Below are 14,988 nucleotides of genomic sequence, written 5' to 3'. Positions count from 1 at the left end.
AGAAAAAGAAAAGCCAGCTCGAAAGAGCTGGCTTTTTCACTTCTCGAAGCGGGTGACAGGCTGTCAGCCTTAATCAAACGCCCACGAATACAGGATATCGAGCGCGCTGTTGGTGCCGGTCTGGAACTGCAGCGAGATCCGTGGCGTGAGCTTGTAGCGCAGGCGCACCAGGCTCGATGCGGTGCTGGTGCCTTGCTCGAAGCTCAGGTAAGCGCGCTGCGAGATGCGCTTGCCCACCGTGACCACTGTGCTTTCCAGTCCCGAACCGCTGCCGCCGTTAGCGCCTTGTTTCAGGCCCAGTTCATCTACGCCAAGCGAGTTGGCGATCTTCGACTGGATGCCGCCGGTGCCGCCGCTGCCGCCCAGCAGGGCGCTGGCAGCGGCTGTCAGCACGCCTTTCTGGTCGCCGCTGGCCGCTTCCATGCCCTGGCCCAGCACGAGCCACGACAGCTTGTCGCTGTCGGACACGTTCGGCGTCGATACCAGACGCGCCGTTGGCGATTGCGCCGTGCCGCGCACCTGCACGCCGGCCTCGACGTTGGTCTCGGACAGCTGCTCGCCTTCGGGGCGCTTGCGCACCGCGAGGATGTCGAGCGACGGGTTGTCGTACGGGCCGCTGAAGGTCATCACGGCGCGTTCGATCGACAGGTTCTGGCCATACGCGGCGTAGGTGCCGTTCAGCGCGCGGATGGTGCCGTTGATGCGCGGCTGGCCGCTGCCCGTCATGCGCACACGGGCGGTGCCGGCCAGGTAGGCGTCGATACCCATCGCGCGGATGTGGAAGTCGTCGCCCAGGTCGGCCGCCAGGTCCACCGTCAGCGGCACTTCCTTCTCGCCCGTCTTCGGTGTTGGCTTGGTGGTGGCGCGGCCCAGCACGATGACGTCGTCCGAGATCGTCGGCGTGCCTTGCGGCGCGAATTCGATCAGGGCGCGGTCGGCGCGGAATTTGCCTTCCAGTGCGAAGCGGCTGGCGTCACGCACCAGCGATGCCTGGCCGCTCAGGATCACGGTACGATCCGGGCGCGACAGGGCTTCGAGCCTGTCCATGTTCAGGCGAATATCCATCGTCGGCGCGCCGTCGGCAAAGCGCACGTAGCCGCTGGCGGCGGCGCCGCCCTGACGGCCCTGGAACGACAGCTTCTCGATGCGCAGCTGGTCGCCACCAAGCAGTGCGCGCAGTTCGCCGTTGCGCAGGTTCACGCCTTGTTCGGCCCAGCGCACGCCCAGCTTGTCGCCATCGAGATTGCCGTTCAGGCTCGGCTTGCCGATGGTGCCGCCACCCGTCATCGCCACGCGCAGCGCGCCGTCCAGTTCGAGGCCCGGCTGGCCGGCCAGTGCTGCGAGCCAGGCGATCGACGGGATGTTGGCATTGGCTGTCATGCGCAGCGGGCTGGCGCTCTCCAGGCGGCCGTTGATCATCTGCGCGTTGGCGTCGATCTTGGCCACGCCGGTGCGGGCGCCGTCCAGGTCCAGGTTCACGCGCAGGCTGCTGCCCACCACTTCGGCGCGTGCTTCGAGCTGGCGCAGGCCAAGCGGGACGGGCGTGTCGCCACCGACGATGGCGTCGCCTTTTTCGCGGAATACGCGCACATTGCCGGCCAGCGAAGGCGCGGCGCCTTGCGCCTGCGGCGCGCGCATGTCGACCGACCAGGCCGCGCCCAGCGTCAGGTCGCCACGCGCATTGTCGGCCAGCGCTGGCGAGAATTGGGCCAGGTACGTTAGCGGCACATTGTCGGCATGGCCGCGGCTGGCCCAGCGCGGGCCGTCCTTGGTCAGCGCGTCGACCGTGATGCTGCCGTTCGGCAGGGCGATCACGGCGCCGTTGAAGGCGATGCGCTCCGGGCTGGCCAGGCCGGCAAGACCGCCGCCTGGTGCGCCGCTGACGGTCAACGGCACCGGCTTTTGCAGGTTCATCGCATAGCGGCCACGGTTCTGCAGCACAGCCAGCGTGCCGCTCCAGGTGTCCTTCGAGAAGGCGCCACGCAGTTCGGCATTGGCATCGAACGCATCGCCCAGCGCCGACAGGCGCAGCGTGTGTGCGCCGCGGGTGCCGTCGGTTTTCAGGCGTACGGATGCCACGCGGGTGTCGCCGTTGACGTAGTCGAGCACCTCGACATCGGTCACCAACGGGTCGCTGGCGCCGCGGCCGGAACCGAGGTTGGCGCTGGCTTTGAGCGAGCGCACCGTGTGCGTGCCCATGGCGCGCAGGTTCTGGCCCGCGATGGTTGCCGTGAGCGATGGCGTGTCGGCGGTGCCGGACAGGACGCCCGAGCCGCGCAGCACGCCGCCGTATTCGGGACCGAACGCGGCCAGCTGCGGCGCATCGATACGCCAGTTGAGCGCATCACGCGCGGCGCCGAAGCTGCCGGTAGCAGCGATGACGTTCGGCCCGACGTGCAGATCGACGTTGGCGTCGGACACGTGACGGCGGTCGGCCGCCAGGCGCGCATGGCCCCAGAACGGCGAATTGGCCAGCGTCGAATCCACCACCTTGAGGTCGAGCGCGCCGCGCCAGTCGGCGCCGGCGCGGCCACTGCCGGTAAAGGTCGAGTTGATATTGCCGGCGAGCGGCGAACCGAAGGCAGCCGGATTGAAGCGTTCGGTCGCGCCGGTGGCTTTGACTTCGACCACGCGCGCGTCTTCTGGCCCGCCCAGCCAGGCTTCGCCCTGGGCACGTACGATGCCGCTGTTGTTCTTGCGCTGGGCGTCGACCCAGCCCAGGTTGCGCGCGTTGACGTCGAACGTCGTGCGCGGCGCCGCCATGGTGCCGGTAACGACGCCATTGGCAACGACCGCGCCATACAGGTCGGCGCGCACGGCGGCGAGCTGGCGGCCGTCCAGGCGCCACTGCAGGCGGTCGCCCGCGCCGCCGAACGCGCCTTTCAGGTCGACCGTGTTCTGGCCCAGCGCCAGGTTGGCGTCGATGCCGGCAAAGCGCTTGGCGTCGGCCGTGAGTTTGCCTTTGCCGCTGAGCGGCTGGTTCATCAGGCGGCTCTGGCGCACGGCGAAGTCGGCGTCGACCTTCCATGCGGGCGTGAGAACGCCGGCGGCATTGACCGTGGCGTTGATGTCGGCTGCCGGCAGGTCGCCGAATTCGGACGGGTCGAAGCGGCTTGCATTGGCCGTGGCCTTGAAGGCCTGGTCGCCTTCAAGGTTCATGGTGCCGCTGGCCGTGACGCTGCCGCGTCCGGCGCGCAGCGTCGCTTCACGCAGCGTGGCCACATTGTTTTCCAGTGTGGCCAGCGCCGTGAGGCGCAGGCCGGCGTCGATCAGGTTCGCCTCGAGCGTCTGGCGCGTCGCTTCGTTGGTGACCGCGATATCGCCCTTGATCGCCGTCGGCTTCATGGCCGAATGCACTTCGCGCAGGTTGAAGCGGTCGGTGTGCAGCGCAAAGCGCGCGGTGCCGATGCCTTCTTCGTCCTTGGTGCGCTGCACGCCGCCGGTGCCGGTGAATGTGCCGGCCGCGCCGAAGTCCAGCAGCACGTTCGAGACGTTCAGTGCTGACAGGTTGCCGCCCAGCTGGCCGCGCGCCGCGCGCAGCGGCAGGCGTTGCTGGTCGATCGTGCCTTCCGGCCCCGTATTCGTGATATCGACGCTGCCGCTGATATTGCGTTGTTCGTCCAGCTTGCCGGCCACCGCGAAGGTGAGATCGGCCGTTGGCAGGGCAGGGTTGAAGAAGCCCGGATCGACGTTGCGGCCATTGATGCGCAGTGCGCGCAGCGGGATCTCGGCGTACGGCGCGAGCGTGAAGTGGGCGTCACCGATGGCGCGCCCGGCGCTGCCGGTGGCATCGATCTGCGTGGCGTTTTGAATGTCGCCGCCGACCTTGATCTTCAATTGTGCGGCGCGCGCGCCGGCGCTGGCCTGCGATTGCGTCAGGCTGCCCGCTGCGTCGATCTTGAAGGGCCGCGCCGCGCCGACGGTGGCATTGGCGGCGACCTGGCCCCATGGCGTGGCAGCCGTCGCGTTCTGCACGACCCAGCTGCGCTTGTCGCCCTTGGCGCGCACGCGGATATTGTCAATGCGCGTTTCAGCGCCGCCGATGTTCACCATCGTCATATTGGCGAGGCGAGCGTCGTCGACTTCGATGCGGAACGGCGGGGCCAGGCTGGTTGGGAGCACGGACGGCTCGTCGGTTTCCTTCAGTGTCTGCATGCGCACGCTGGCGGCCCACAGCTGGTCGATCAGGATACCGCCCGACAGTACCTGGCCCGGTGACCAGTCGATGTCGATCTTGTTGGCGGTGATGACCTGCTCGTCAGTGCGCCAGATCAGGCGTTCGATGTGCATCTTGCCGTACAAGGTGCCGCTCACGCCCGTCAGCGTGAGCTTGCCGCCTGTGGCGCTGGCAACGCGCTGGGCAATCATCTGCAGGGTGGTTTCGCGGCCCAGGTACCAGAGCGTGCCGCCGACGATGACGCCGGTAGCAACGAGGCCGATTGCGACGCGGCGTGGCCAGCGGCGTTGGTTGGTCTGGGATTGATCAGGCGTCGGCGCCGGGGTGTTTTCAGGTGTATCCATCAGAACGTGAATCCGAGTGAGAAGTGCAGGCGCGCCTTGCGCACCGCGTGGCCGTAGGCCAGGTCGACATTGATCGGACCGACCGGGCTGCGCCAGCGCGCGCCCACGCCGTAGCCCGACTTGGGATTGAGGTCGCCGAACTTGTCGGCGGCATTGCCGACGTCATAGAAGACGGCCACGCCCCAGGGCGGCTTGAACCAGTACTGGTACTCGGCGCTGGCGGTGGCCAGGTAGCGCCCGCCCACGGTCGCGCCGTTTTCCTGCACGCCCAGTTCCTGATAGCCGTAGCCGCGCACCGACTGATCGCCACCGGCGCGGAACAGGAAAGTGCTCGGCACGCCCAGCTTCTCTTTCGAGGCCACGGCGCCGGTTTCGCCGCGCAGGATCAGCGTGCCGGCCGTGCCCAGCGGCTTGTAGTAGATGCCGCGCAGGTACATGCGCAGGAATTTTTCGTCCGTCAGGATCGGCAGCACGGCGCCGCCGAACTGTGCGTTGACCACATAGCCGTTGGTCGGCAGGATCAGGCTGTCGAGCTTGCGGCGCGTGACGCTGTAGGTCAGCGGCAGGCTCTTGGCGCGGGTGGGCTCCAGGCCTTGCACTTCGCGTTCTTCGGTCAGCGCTTCGAGCGTGACGCTTTGTTCCAGCAGCGGCGAGCCCCAGGCACGGCGCGCGGCGACGCTGGCCAGCGTAGTCAGTTCGCCGCGCAGGTCTTCGCGTGTGACGCCGGCGCTGATGCTGTCGTTGTAGCCCTTGGCCGTGGTTGGCCAGAACAGTTCGCCCTTGGCGGTCTGGCGCTTCTGTTCGTAGATCAGGTCGCTCTTGAAGCGCTTGCCGAACACGTTCAGGTCGTCGTAGCTCAGCTGCGCGCGGCCGCCCGTGTCGGTCGAAAAGCCCACGCCGGCCTCGACGTTCTTCTGCTTGTTTTCGGTAACGTTGACGATCACCGGCAGCGTGGTCGGGCCGGTCGCCGGTTCGGGCGTGGCCGGATTGGCGTCGCTGTCGGCGTCTTCCTTGATGTCGGCGATTTCGGCGTTCAGCACGGCGCGCATGTCGGCGCTCACTTCGACGCTGGCGAAGTAGCCGGTCTCCTGCACGCGCGCTTGCAGCGCCTGCAGCGCGGCCTCGCTGTACTGGTCGCCCGGGTTGATCTTGTTGAGGTTGGTGATGACTTCGGCCGGGTAACGCTTCAGGCCACGGATGCGCAGGTTCCCGAAGCGCATCTCGGGGCCCGAATCGATCACCACGCGCAGCAGCGCGCGGCGCGAATCCGGGTCGACGGTCGCACTGGTCTCGACCAGGCGCGCACGGGGAAAGCGGCTTTGTGCGATGTCGCGCACGAGGCCTTTTTTGGCGCCTTCCCAGTCGGACTGGCGGAACTGGCTGCCCACCGGCAGCGTCCAGCGGTTGCGCAGGGCGCCGGCGTCGAACGGGGCGCCGCCTTCTTCAAAGGCTGCGAAGCCCTGCAACACCAGGTCGACGTCGCCGACCAGCACCGGCTGGCCCGGATCGACGATCACGCGCGCGACCGGACGGGCACCGCTGGTATCCAGGCCAACCGAGATTTTCGGTGAATAATAACCTTCGGTGGCGATCAGGCTGGTGGCTTGCGCCGGCGCTTCTTTGACCAGACGCTGCAGCTGGTCGATGTCGACGCGCGAATTGCCGCGCCAGCGCATCAGGTCGAGGTTCTCTTCAAGCAGTGTCTCGAGCGCGCGCGGCGCATCGATGCGCACCGTGTAATCGACGCCCGTCGTACTTTGCGCATAGACAGTGGTGGCAAACACGAATGCGCCGACACCCAGCAGGGAGCGTTGCAACAGCGGAGGAAGTGTGCGCTGGCGGGGACCCTTGCGCGGGTGGGGATTCGATCGTGACAACGTGACGCTCCATTGGGTGACTCGTTCGCATCTTAACTGATTGGCAAAGTCGATGGCGGATGTGAAATGTTGCGCGCGCGCGTCTGGACAAACAGGGCTTTATCGGCCACGGTGCCCGGAATCTGTGCCAGAATTGACGGTTGACCCCTGTTTTTTTACCTCTTTTTACCACCATGACCATCCTCTCTACCGATACCGCGCTCGTCCTGTTCAGTGGCGGCCAAGACTCCACCACTTGCCTGGCCTGGGCGCTGCAGCGCTATGCGCGGGTCGAGACGATCGGCTTCGATTATGGCCAGCGCCATGCGATCGAATTGGCGGTGCGCCCCGGCGTGCTGGCCAAGCTGCGCGCGCTCAATCCCGACTGGGACACGCGCCTGGGCGAGGATCACATGATCGACCTGTCCCTGATTTCCAAAATCTCCGACACTGCACTGACCAGCAATGTCGCGATCGAGATGCAGGAAAACGGCTTGCCGAACACCTTCGTGCCGGGCCGCAACCTGATGTTCATGACAGTGGCGGCGACGGTGGCGTACCGGCGCGGGCTGAATGTGCTGGTGGGCGGGATGTGCGAGACGGATTTCTCGGGCTACCCGGACTGCCGCGACGACACGATGAAGGCGCTGCAGGTGGCGCTGAACCTGGGCATGGCCACACGGCTCAAGGTGGAAACGCCGCTGATGTGGATCGACAAGGCCCAGACCTGGGAACTGGCGGAGCAGGAGGGGGGCGCAGCGCTGGTCGATCTGATTCGCTTCGATACGCACACCTGCTACCTGGGTGAGCGGGGCGAGGCGCACGCCTGGGGCCACGGTTGTGGCACGTGTCCGGCGTGCGCCCTGCGTGCGCGGGGTTACGCGCAGTACGTGGCGCGCTAAGTTTTTACGCTGCCGCGGCCTTGTCCAGCACGACAGGGCGCGGCCGGCGCATCGCGTACCACACGAGCGCCACGACAAGTACCAGCGGCAGCAGCAGCGGCGACATCGCGAGCGCCAGCACGAGGGCGCCGATCGCCAGCGAGCCGATCAGGATCACGCCGACCCCGGCAAACACCACCGCCAGCACCGCCACCGTGATCACCGAGATGAACACGGCCAGCAGCATGCCGCCGCCCGTGAACAGCGTGGCCAGCAGGAAGCCCAGCGGGCCGTCGATCTGGTCGCCATCGAGATTGACCGTCATGTCGCCGTTCCAGTCGAACAGATTCCACAGCATGGCGGCAAACAGGAACAGGATGACGTAGGGGGCATATTTTTTCATGACAGTCCTCGCGAATGGTTGGGTTGAGCTGTTTGGTCTTGCATGCTCGAACTGTAAGCGCGGCGTACACACGCAGCCAGCCGCGTGCGACAGGCTGCATGTTTAACGGGATGAAATGTGCATGTGTCGGGTCGGGCAGAATCGCTGCCAAATCCGTCCTTGTAATCACGGCAGCGTTTCCTATACTGACAGCCTGCTCTGTTTCAGGGGGACCCCATGTACGCTGTGCCCAACGCCTTCCACGACCTGGCCCGCGCGTCCGGTGGACCGAAGGATCCGCCCTCGGCGCCACCGGCCATTCCGCCCATCATCATCACGCCGTTCAACCGCGATACGCCGGCGCCCAACGGCGATCCGCGACCGATTCCCGTCGGTCCGCCGATCGTGCCGCCACCCGGCCCGTCGTGGCGTTGTCCGCGCATTGTCGACGATTGTCCGGCTTAGCGATTTCCAGCCTGATTCCAGACTATTTCAGCCAATCGCCCGCAGCAGTGGCGTGCGGCCTTTTTCATGGGGCCGGTTTCCTCTATGATCGTGGTTTTGGGCGCGCAAGCGCCGAGGACACCGACCCATGAACGACCAGATGCTGGACCCCGATAGCGACGACGGCACCGAGGACACCGGCCCCGTGCAGCAACCCCGGCTGTGGCAGGGCAATGGCTGGACCGCGCGCGTGATCAAGAACGACGACGATGAAGGCTGGGCCGTGGCAATGTACAAGGATGGCGAGCCCGAACCGGCGCTGGTCGGTCCCTGGACCATGGGCCGCGACAAGAAGAACCCGAAGCCGCTCGACACCAATGCCTTCAACACGCTGATCAAGACGGCGTCCGAAGTCATTCGCCGCCACGAGCAGCACATGCACGCGATCCTGCACAAGAACCTGTACATCTTCACCGAGCAGGGCGAACTGAAGGTGACGCTCGATATCGTCCCGGACGACGACGACCCGTACGCGATGCTGGCCGCCACCGACGAGATGGGCGAGCAGGTGGCGCGCGTGCGCGTGGCGCCCACCTTCAAGCTTACGCCAAGCTCGGCCCAGGCCTGGGTCGAGAACGACTTCCGCGCACCGCGCTAAAAAGCCACAGCCGGGCGCGGCAAGCCGCTGCGCCCGGTCCCAAGCTGCTACTATTTCCCCTGCGCATCTTTGGATGCATTCTGCGAACAGGTGGGGGAAAGTATGGAACGTCTTGACCGGCTGGAAGCGGTGCAATCGATGTTGCTCGATATCGGGCAACTCTCGACCAGCTGCAGCGACATCACCGCATTCATCCGGGCCGTGCACGGCGCGCTGGGCCGCATCATGTATGCGGCCAACTTCTATGTAGCGCTGGCCGACCGCGAAGACGGCACCGTGCGCTTTCCCTATTTTGTCGACGAAGCCGACGGCGCGCGAGATCCGCTCGAGCGCATCCAGCTCGCCTCGCCCGACCAGTCGCCCACGGCCTGGGTACTGCTCAACCGCCAGAGGCTGGTGCTGACGGCAGCCGATTTCAACGAGCGCCACCGCAAGGCGGCCGGACGCTGGGGCAGTGGCAGCACGCCGGAGCATTTCGTCGCCTGTCCGCTGCTCGACCAGAACCACCAGGCGCTGGGTGCGATCGTCATCCAGAGCTACTGTGCCGACCAGACCTACAGCGAGGAAGACATTGCGCTGTTCGGGCTGATCGCCAACCACGTCTCGAACGCGCTGCAGGGCCTGCAGAGCATGGACCGGCTGGAACGCGCGGTGTCGGCGCGCACGGCTGCGCTGGCGCACGAGGTGGCCGAGCGTGGCCGCGCCGAAAAGATCCAGCATGCGCTGTACGAGATCGCCGACCTGTCGGCGCAGGCGCTCGACACCGACCAGCTCAGCGCCAGCCTGCACCGCATCATCGGCGAGCTGATGGTGGCCGACAACTTCCTGATCGGGCTGTACCACCAGCGCACGCAAGAGATCAGCATCCCGTACTTCGTCGACCAGAAGGACAGCGCGCCGCCGCTGCTGCGTTTCCCGTTCGGCAAGGCGATGTGTTCGCACATCCTGACGACCAAGCAGGCGCAGCTGCACGACGTGGCCAGCTTCAGGGCGCTCGTTGATGCCGGCACCGTGGCCGAGCCAATGGGCAGCACCGATATCGCGAGCTGGATGGGTGCGCCGATGCTGGTCAACGACCAGCCGTATGGCGTGATCGTGGTGCAGAGCTACGACCCGGCCATCGTCTACAGCAAGGCCGACCTCGACCTGCTGGCGTTCATGGCCAGCCACGTGGCCGTGGCGATTGCGCGCATGCAGGCCGACCGCAGGATCCGCAAGACCAAGGAAGCCCTCGAGCAGCAGAACGCGGCGCTGAACGACGCGCTGCACGCGCTGCAAGAGGCGCAGTCCGAACTGGTGCGGCAGGAAAAGCTCGCCTCGCTCGGCCGCCTGGTGGCTGGCGTGGCGCACGAGATCAACACGCCGCTGGGCATCTGCGTGACGGCCACGAGCCACCTGGTACAGGAGCTGAAACTCACGCGCGAAGAACTGGCAGCGGGCGAGATGACCGCAGAGAGCCTGGAGAGTTTCTTCGACATCGTCGACCAGTCGCTGCGCATCATGACCACCAACACGCAGCGCGCCGCGAACCTGGTGCGCAGCTTCAAGCAGGTGGCGGTGGACCAGTCGTCGGACGATATCCGCAGCTTCAACCTGGGCGCATACCTGAACGAGGTGCTCCTGTCGCTGCACCCCAAGCTCAAGGGCCGTCCGGTGAAGGTGGCGGTCGATTGCCCGCCCGACCTGATGCTCGACAGCTTCCCCGGGGCCGTGTCGCAGATCCTCACCAATATGGTCATGAATTCGCTCGTGCACGGCTTTGAGCACGAGCAGGCCGGCAATATCACGCTGCGCGCCGCGCTCGGCAGCGACGGCTGGGTGGTGATGGAGTACGCCGACGACGGGGCAGGGATGGATGCCGCGACGCTCGACAAACTGTTCGATCCGTTCTTTACCACGCGGCGCGGGACCGGTGGCAGTGGCCTGGGCGCGCACATCCTGTACAACCTGGTGACCGGCGCGCTGGGCGGGACCGTACGGGCCACGAGCGCGCCGGGGCAGGGGCTGACGTACCATATGCGCTTTCCCCGTTCGCAGCGCAAGGAAAAACTCGCGGCCTAGTGCCACGATCGAGCGGGCACGTGCGTCGCCGTACAGATAGGTTGCTGAAGGTTCTCTACGCTTGGCTCCCCATTTGGAGAGTCCATGAACGAAAACAAGCAAGACGCGCCACGCCAGGGCTCGCAAAAAGTCATCTATGCGGCAATCGCCGCCAACCTGGGCATCGCGGTGGCCAAATTCATCGTCGCCGGCATCACCGGCAGTGCGGCGATGGTGGCCGAGGGCATCCACTCGGCTGTCGATACCGGCAATGAATTCCTGTTGCTGCTGGGCGAACGCCGCAGCGCCCGCGAACCCGACCGCAAGCATCCGTTCGGTTACGGCAAGTCGCTGTATTTCTGGGCGCTGATCGTTGCGCTGTCGGTGTTTTCGCTGGGCGGCGGCTTATCGATCTACCACGGCGTCGACGCGCTGCAAAACCCGCCGCCACTGGAAGATCCGATGTGGAGCTACGTCGTGCTTGGCGTGGCTGCCCTGTTCGAAGGGTATAGCTGGAACGTGTCGCGCAAGGAACTCAACACGGCCCGCAAACCCGGTACGTCGCTGTGGCAAGCCGTCCGTGCGAGCAAGGATGCATCGGTCTTCACGATCTTCATCGAGGATTCCGCGGCGCTGCTTGGCCTTGGAATCGCCGCCGCCGGCATCGCGCTGGGCCACTATTTCAACAACCCGTACATCGATCCGGCCGCCTCGATCGTGATCGGCCTGCTCTTGATCGGCGCCGCCTTCATGCTGGCGCGCGAGACCGGTGGCCTGCTCGTGGGCGAAGCGATCGACCACGACGAGCTGGCCGCACTGAAGGCGCTGTTCCTGCGCGAGCCGGCGCTGGACAGCGTGGCCAGCCTGCGCACGATGCAGCTGGGGCCGGAAGAAGTGCTGCTGGCCGCCTCGGTCCAGTTTCGCCGGGGGCTGTCGATTGACAAGGTAGAGGCGGCGATCGGCCGCATCGAGGCTGCGGTGGCCGCCGAGCATCCGGTGATCCGTCAAATCTATTTCGATGCGTCGGCGCTGCGCGCTGCGTTCAAGTAACCAGGAGGCGATCCGGCGCGCCGCTCAGTCGGGCCACTGCGCGTTGATCGCCAACGCCTTGTCCATATTCCGGATCAACAGGTCGACATAGGTCGGATCGAGGTGGTGCCCGGCCACCTCGCGCAGGTGCTCGGTCACTTTCGCGGCCGGCCACGCTTCCTTGTAGCAGCGCGCGTGGCTCAGGGCGTCGAACACGTCAGCCACCGCCACGATGCGCGCGTATGGGTGGATGTCCTGCCCGCGCAGCCCCTGCGGGTAGCCGGTGCCATCGAATTTTTCATGGTGCTGGTGCGCGATCACCGCCGCCGCCTTCAGGATTGGGCGCTGCGAGCCGTCCAGAATCTGCAGCCCCACGGTCGGGTGCTGCTTCATGATGGTCCACTCGGCATCGGTCAGTTTGCCGGGCTTGAGCAGCACCGCATCGGGCGTGGCGATCTTGCCGATGTCGTGCATCGGCGCGGCGTGCATCAGCACTGCCGTCTCGTCTTCGGGCATGCCAGAGGCCTGGGCCAGCATGTAGCAGACCTGGGACATGCGGCGCACGTGGTTGCCCGCCTCGTGCGAGCGCGATTCGACGACGTCGCCCAGGCGCAGGATCAGCTCGGCCTGCGTATCCGTGATTTCCTGGTTCAGCAAAATATTGTCGAACGCGATGGCCACGCCCGAGCAGAACACTTCCAGCATTTGTGCATCGATGTCCGAAATCTCATCCACGCCCTTGAGCACCAGGAGCGACGCCTTGCCGCTGTTGTTCGGAAAGTAGCCGACATAGGTGTCGCCGTGCAGGCGCGAAATGCGGTTGTGGCGCGCATCGTCCAGCTGGGCCACCAGTTCCGGCCCGATCTCGTCGCCTTCCATGTCGCCGATCTGGGCCAGCACTTCGTACTGGCTCTGGCCGGTGATCACGCTGGCCGCTTTCAGGCGCAGCAGCATGCTCTGTTCCAAGCGCAGCAGCGCCACAACCTGCAGCAAGAGGCCGTTGGCGAAGTCCTTCAGGTTGCGTTGCTGGAAGATGTGGGCGGACGCGGCGATCACGCGTTCCAGGCCCTCACGGTAGGTTTGCTGGACGCGGCGCGATTCCTCGACTTTCATGATGTCGCGGTAGGCGCGCAGTGCGGCGAACGTCGTCGTAAACAGCTTGGTGCGATCGAGCTCGGTCTTTTCCTTGTAGTCGTTGATGTCGTAGTCGACGATCACGCGTTCTTCCGGCGCCTGGCCGGGCTGGCCGGTGCGCAGCACAATGCGGGTGAACTGGTTGTCCAGGTCCTGGCGCATCCAGCGCGCCACTTCCAGACCGCTGTCTTCGCGCTCCATCACCACGTCCAGAAACACCAGCGCGATGTCCTTTTCACGCGCCAGGATTTCCTTGGCCTCGGCGCCACTGTAGGCATGCACGAACGACAATGCGCGCCCGTCGAGGCGAAAGCGCGTCAGCGTCAGCTTGGTGATGTCGTGGATATCGGGTTCGTCGTCCACCAGCAAGACTTTCCAGGGTGCGAGTTTGGGCGCAGCGGACGACAAGAAGGACATGGACGATTCCGATTTTGGGAGGGGTCGAAGTTAAGCGAACAGACTATTTTTTTCACAACAAAAGTAGCCTGGAGTCAAGCCGATTGTAGTACGGCGCATGACCCTTAACAAGAAGCAATATTAAATTGTGAGAGGGGGATGTAACAACTGGCCCAATGGGCTGGTCATGATGTTGCAGCAGCGTTACAGAACGCGTCAGGTATAGCGTTTTTGGCAACGCTCGCAGTAGAAGCTGCGCCGGTCGGAGGTGCCGAGCTTGGCTTTTGAATAGGGGATGTCGCAGCGCGGGCAGATCTTCTTGGCGTGGGCCAGCCAGTGCTCCTTGAGCGTGAACGCTTTTTTCCAGCCCAGGAAGTCGAAGCTGTACTGCCGCGCTTCGTCCACCAGTGCGCGCAGCTTGGGCGCGGGCAGCGCGCCCATCGTCGACAGGGGATGGACCCGAATCCGGAACAGCACTTCGTTCTTGATGATATTGCCCACGCCCGAGAAGATCTCCTGATCGAGCAGGGCGTCGCAGGCCAGCATGTCCGGTGCGGCGCGCAGCTTCTTGCGCGCCTTGACCGGGTCCCAGGTTGTGCCCATTACGTCGGCGCTGAAGTCGTAGGCGTCGAAGGTGGCGCGGTCAATCTCGCGGATCGCGCAGGCATAGAAATTCATGGCGCCGCCGTCTTCCACGCCGATGGACAGGCGCGGTGGCTTGTCGCGGTCCTCGTCGATGCGGTAGGTGCCGAACAGCAGAAAGTGGACGCGCAGGATGACGTCGGGCGTCTCGATCAGGAAGTGCTTGCCCCAGGTGTGCAGTCCGGTGATGCGCTGGCCCACCAGGCGCGCCGGATCGAGCGTCTTCAGGTTGCCGCTGGCGCGCACGATGGTTTGTCCTACGAAGCGCGTCGTCTGTTCCTTGAGCATGTACAGCGTTGGACCTTCTGGCATGGTGGCCTCCTTGATGCATTCTTATATGGCACCATCTTTTGGTCATGTTCGGGACCTAACATTTGGATACAAGTTCCAACGTTTCGCCACGAGCAGAGCAAGGCGAAGCGGCGTATATTGGTAAGCGAAGATCGCACACGAGATGCATTGAGAAGGAGTTCCAGCAATGAAATCCATATTGATAAAAACTGCTCTGGCTGGCCTGTTCGCGCTATCTGCTGGTGCCGCCTCGGCGGGCGTGACCGTCAATTACATCGAGTCCGACAAGTTCGCCGACCTGCCATTTGCGCCATGGGAGCGCAAGCAGGTGCTGGAAGAACTGAGCACCTATTTCACCAAGCTTGGCGAGAAACTGCCCGCAGGCCAGGACCTGGCGATCGAGGTCACGGACATCGACCTGGCCGGACGCGAATATCCGAATGTCAGCAACGGGCGCGATCTGCGCATCCTGAAAGGCATGGCCGACTGGCCAATCATCAATCTGCGCTATTCGCTGACGCAAAACGGCCAGGTGCTCAAGGGCGGCGATGCACGACTGGCAGACATGAACTATATGCAGCGCATCGGGCGCTTCAGCGACAGCGACAGCCTGCGCGCCGAAAAGCGCATGATCGATGAGTGGTTCGATGAAACGATCATCGGCAAAAAGCGCGGCGGTTAAGTTACTTTTGTCGCGTGTGTAACAAAACGGCG

At 65.0% G+C, this 14,988-nt stretch carries 11 protein-coding genes; 6 read left to right on the top strand and 5 right to left on the bottom strand.

Features of this window, described 5'->3' with window-relative positions:
- Window positions 1–69: 69 nt before the first annotated feature.
- Window positions 70–4,521 (bottom strand): translocation/assembly module TamB domain-containing protein, encoded by a 4,452-nt coding sequence (locus AC56LH_RS18705; RefSeq protein ID WP_499648719.1) that lies wholly within the window; start codon window positions 4,519–4,521, stop codon window positions 70–72.
- Window positions 4,521–6,338 carry an autotransporter assembly complex protein TamA gene (locus AC56LH_RS18700; RefSeq protein WP_499648717.1) on the bottom strand — a complete coding sequence of 606 codons (1,818 nt, stop codon included), beginning with the start codon at window positions 6,336–6,338 and terminating at the stop codon, window positions 4,521–4,523. The genes AC56LH_RS18705 and AC56LH_RS18700 overlap by 1 nt, the downstream gene beginning before the upstream one ends.
- Before the next feature lie 233 nt (window positions 6,339–6,571).
- Here AC56LH_RS18700 and queC point away from each other — a divergent pair, with 233 nt between their 5' ends.
- Window positions 6,572–7,279, top strand: coding sequence for a 7-cyano-7-deazaguanine synthase QueC (queC, locus tag AC56LH_RS18695; protein WP_183553952.1), 708 nt, complete (start codon window positions 6,572–6,574; stop codon window positions 7,277–7,279).
- Between the two features lie 4 nt (window positions 7,280–7,283).
- Here queC and AC56LH_RS18690 read toward each other — a convergent pair whose 3' ends face one another.
- Entirely contained in the window at window positions 7,284–7,661 is a 378-nt protein-coding gene (locus AC56LH_RS18690) for a hypothetical protein (protein ID WP_499648715.1), read from the bottom strand.
- 216 nt (window positions 7,662–7,877) lie between these two features.
- Between AC56LH_RS18690 and AC56LH_RS18685 the strand changes: the two genes are divergently transcribed.
- The 4 genes from AC56LH_RS18685 (at window position 7,878) to AC56LH_RS18670 (ending at window position 11,832) form a co-directional block, all read left to right on the top strand.
- Complete coding sequence (locus tag AC56LH_RS18685; protein WP_499648713.1) at window positions 7,878–8,105, top strand: hypothetical protein; 228 nt, start codon at window positions 7,878–7,880, stop codon at window positions 8,103–8,105.
- A 127-nt stretch (window positions 8,106–8,232) separates the two neighbouring features.
- Complete coding sequence (locus AC56LH_RS18680; protein ID WP_499648711.1) at window positions 8,233–8,742, top strand: hypothetical protein; 510 nt, start codon at window positions 8,233–8,235, stop codon at window positions 8,740–8,742.
- A 102-nt stretch (window positions 8,743–8,844) separates the two neighbouring features.
- Window positions 8,845–10,803, top strand: coding sequence for a GAF domain-containing sensor histidine kinase (locus AC56LH_RS18675; RefSeq protein WP_499648709.1), 1,959 nt, complete (start codon window positions 8,845–8,847; stop codon window positions 10,801–10,803).
- Between the two features lie 84 nt (window positions 10,804–10,887).
- Complete coding sequence (locus tag AC56LH_RS18670; RefSeq protein ID WP_499648708.1) at window positions 10,888–11,832, top strand: cation diffusion facilitator family transporter; 945 nt, start codon at window positions 10,888–10,890, stop codon at window positions 11,830–11,832.
- A gap of 24 nt (window positions 11,833–11,856) precedes the next feature.
- Here the strand turns inward: AC56LH_RS18670 and AC56LH_RS18665 are convergent, their stop codons facing one another.
- The gene (locus AC56LH_RS18665; RefSeq protein ID WP_183553941.1) at window positions 11,857–13,362 is read right to left on the bottom strand and encodes a DUF3369 domain-containing protein; all 1,506 of its coding nucleotides are present in this window, start codon (window positions 13,360–13,362) and stop codon (window positions 11,857–11,859) included.
- A 195-nt stretch (window positions 13,363–13,557) separates the two neighbouring features.
- Window positions 13,558–14,295, bottom strand: coding sequence for a DNA-formamidopyrimidine glycosylase family protein (locus AC56LH_RS18660; protein WP_499648706.1), 738 nt, complete (start codon window positions 14,293–14,295; stop codon window positions 13,558–13,560).
- 166 nt (window positions 14,296–14,461) lie between these two features.
- On the opposite strand from AC56LH_RS18660, the gene AC56LH_RS18655 reads away from it, so the two are divergent.
- Window positions 14,462–14,956, top strand: a complete 495-nt coding sequence (locus AC56LH_RS18655; protein ID WP_499648704.1) for a DUF3016 domain-containing protein — start codon at window positions 14,462–14,464, stop codon at window positions 14,954–14,956.
- The last annotated feature ends 32 nt before the right edge of the window (window positions 14,957–14,988 follow it).

It is taken from the genome of Telluria sp. LT1R51-2, from assembly GCF_059685775.1.
This window is presented reverse-complemented; position numbering and strand designations above follow the sequence as displayed.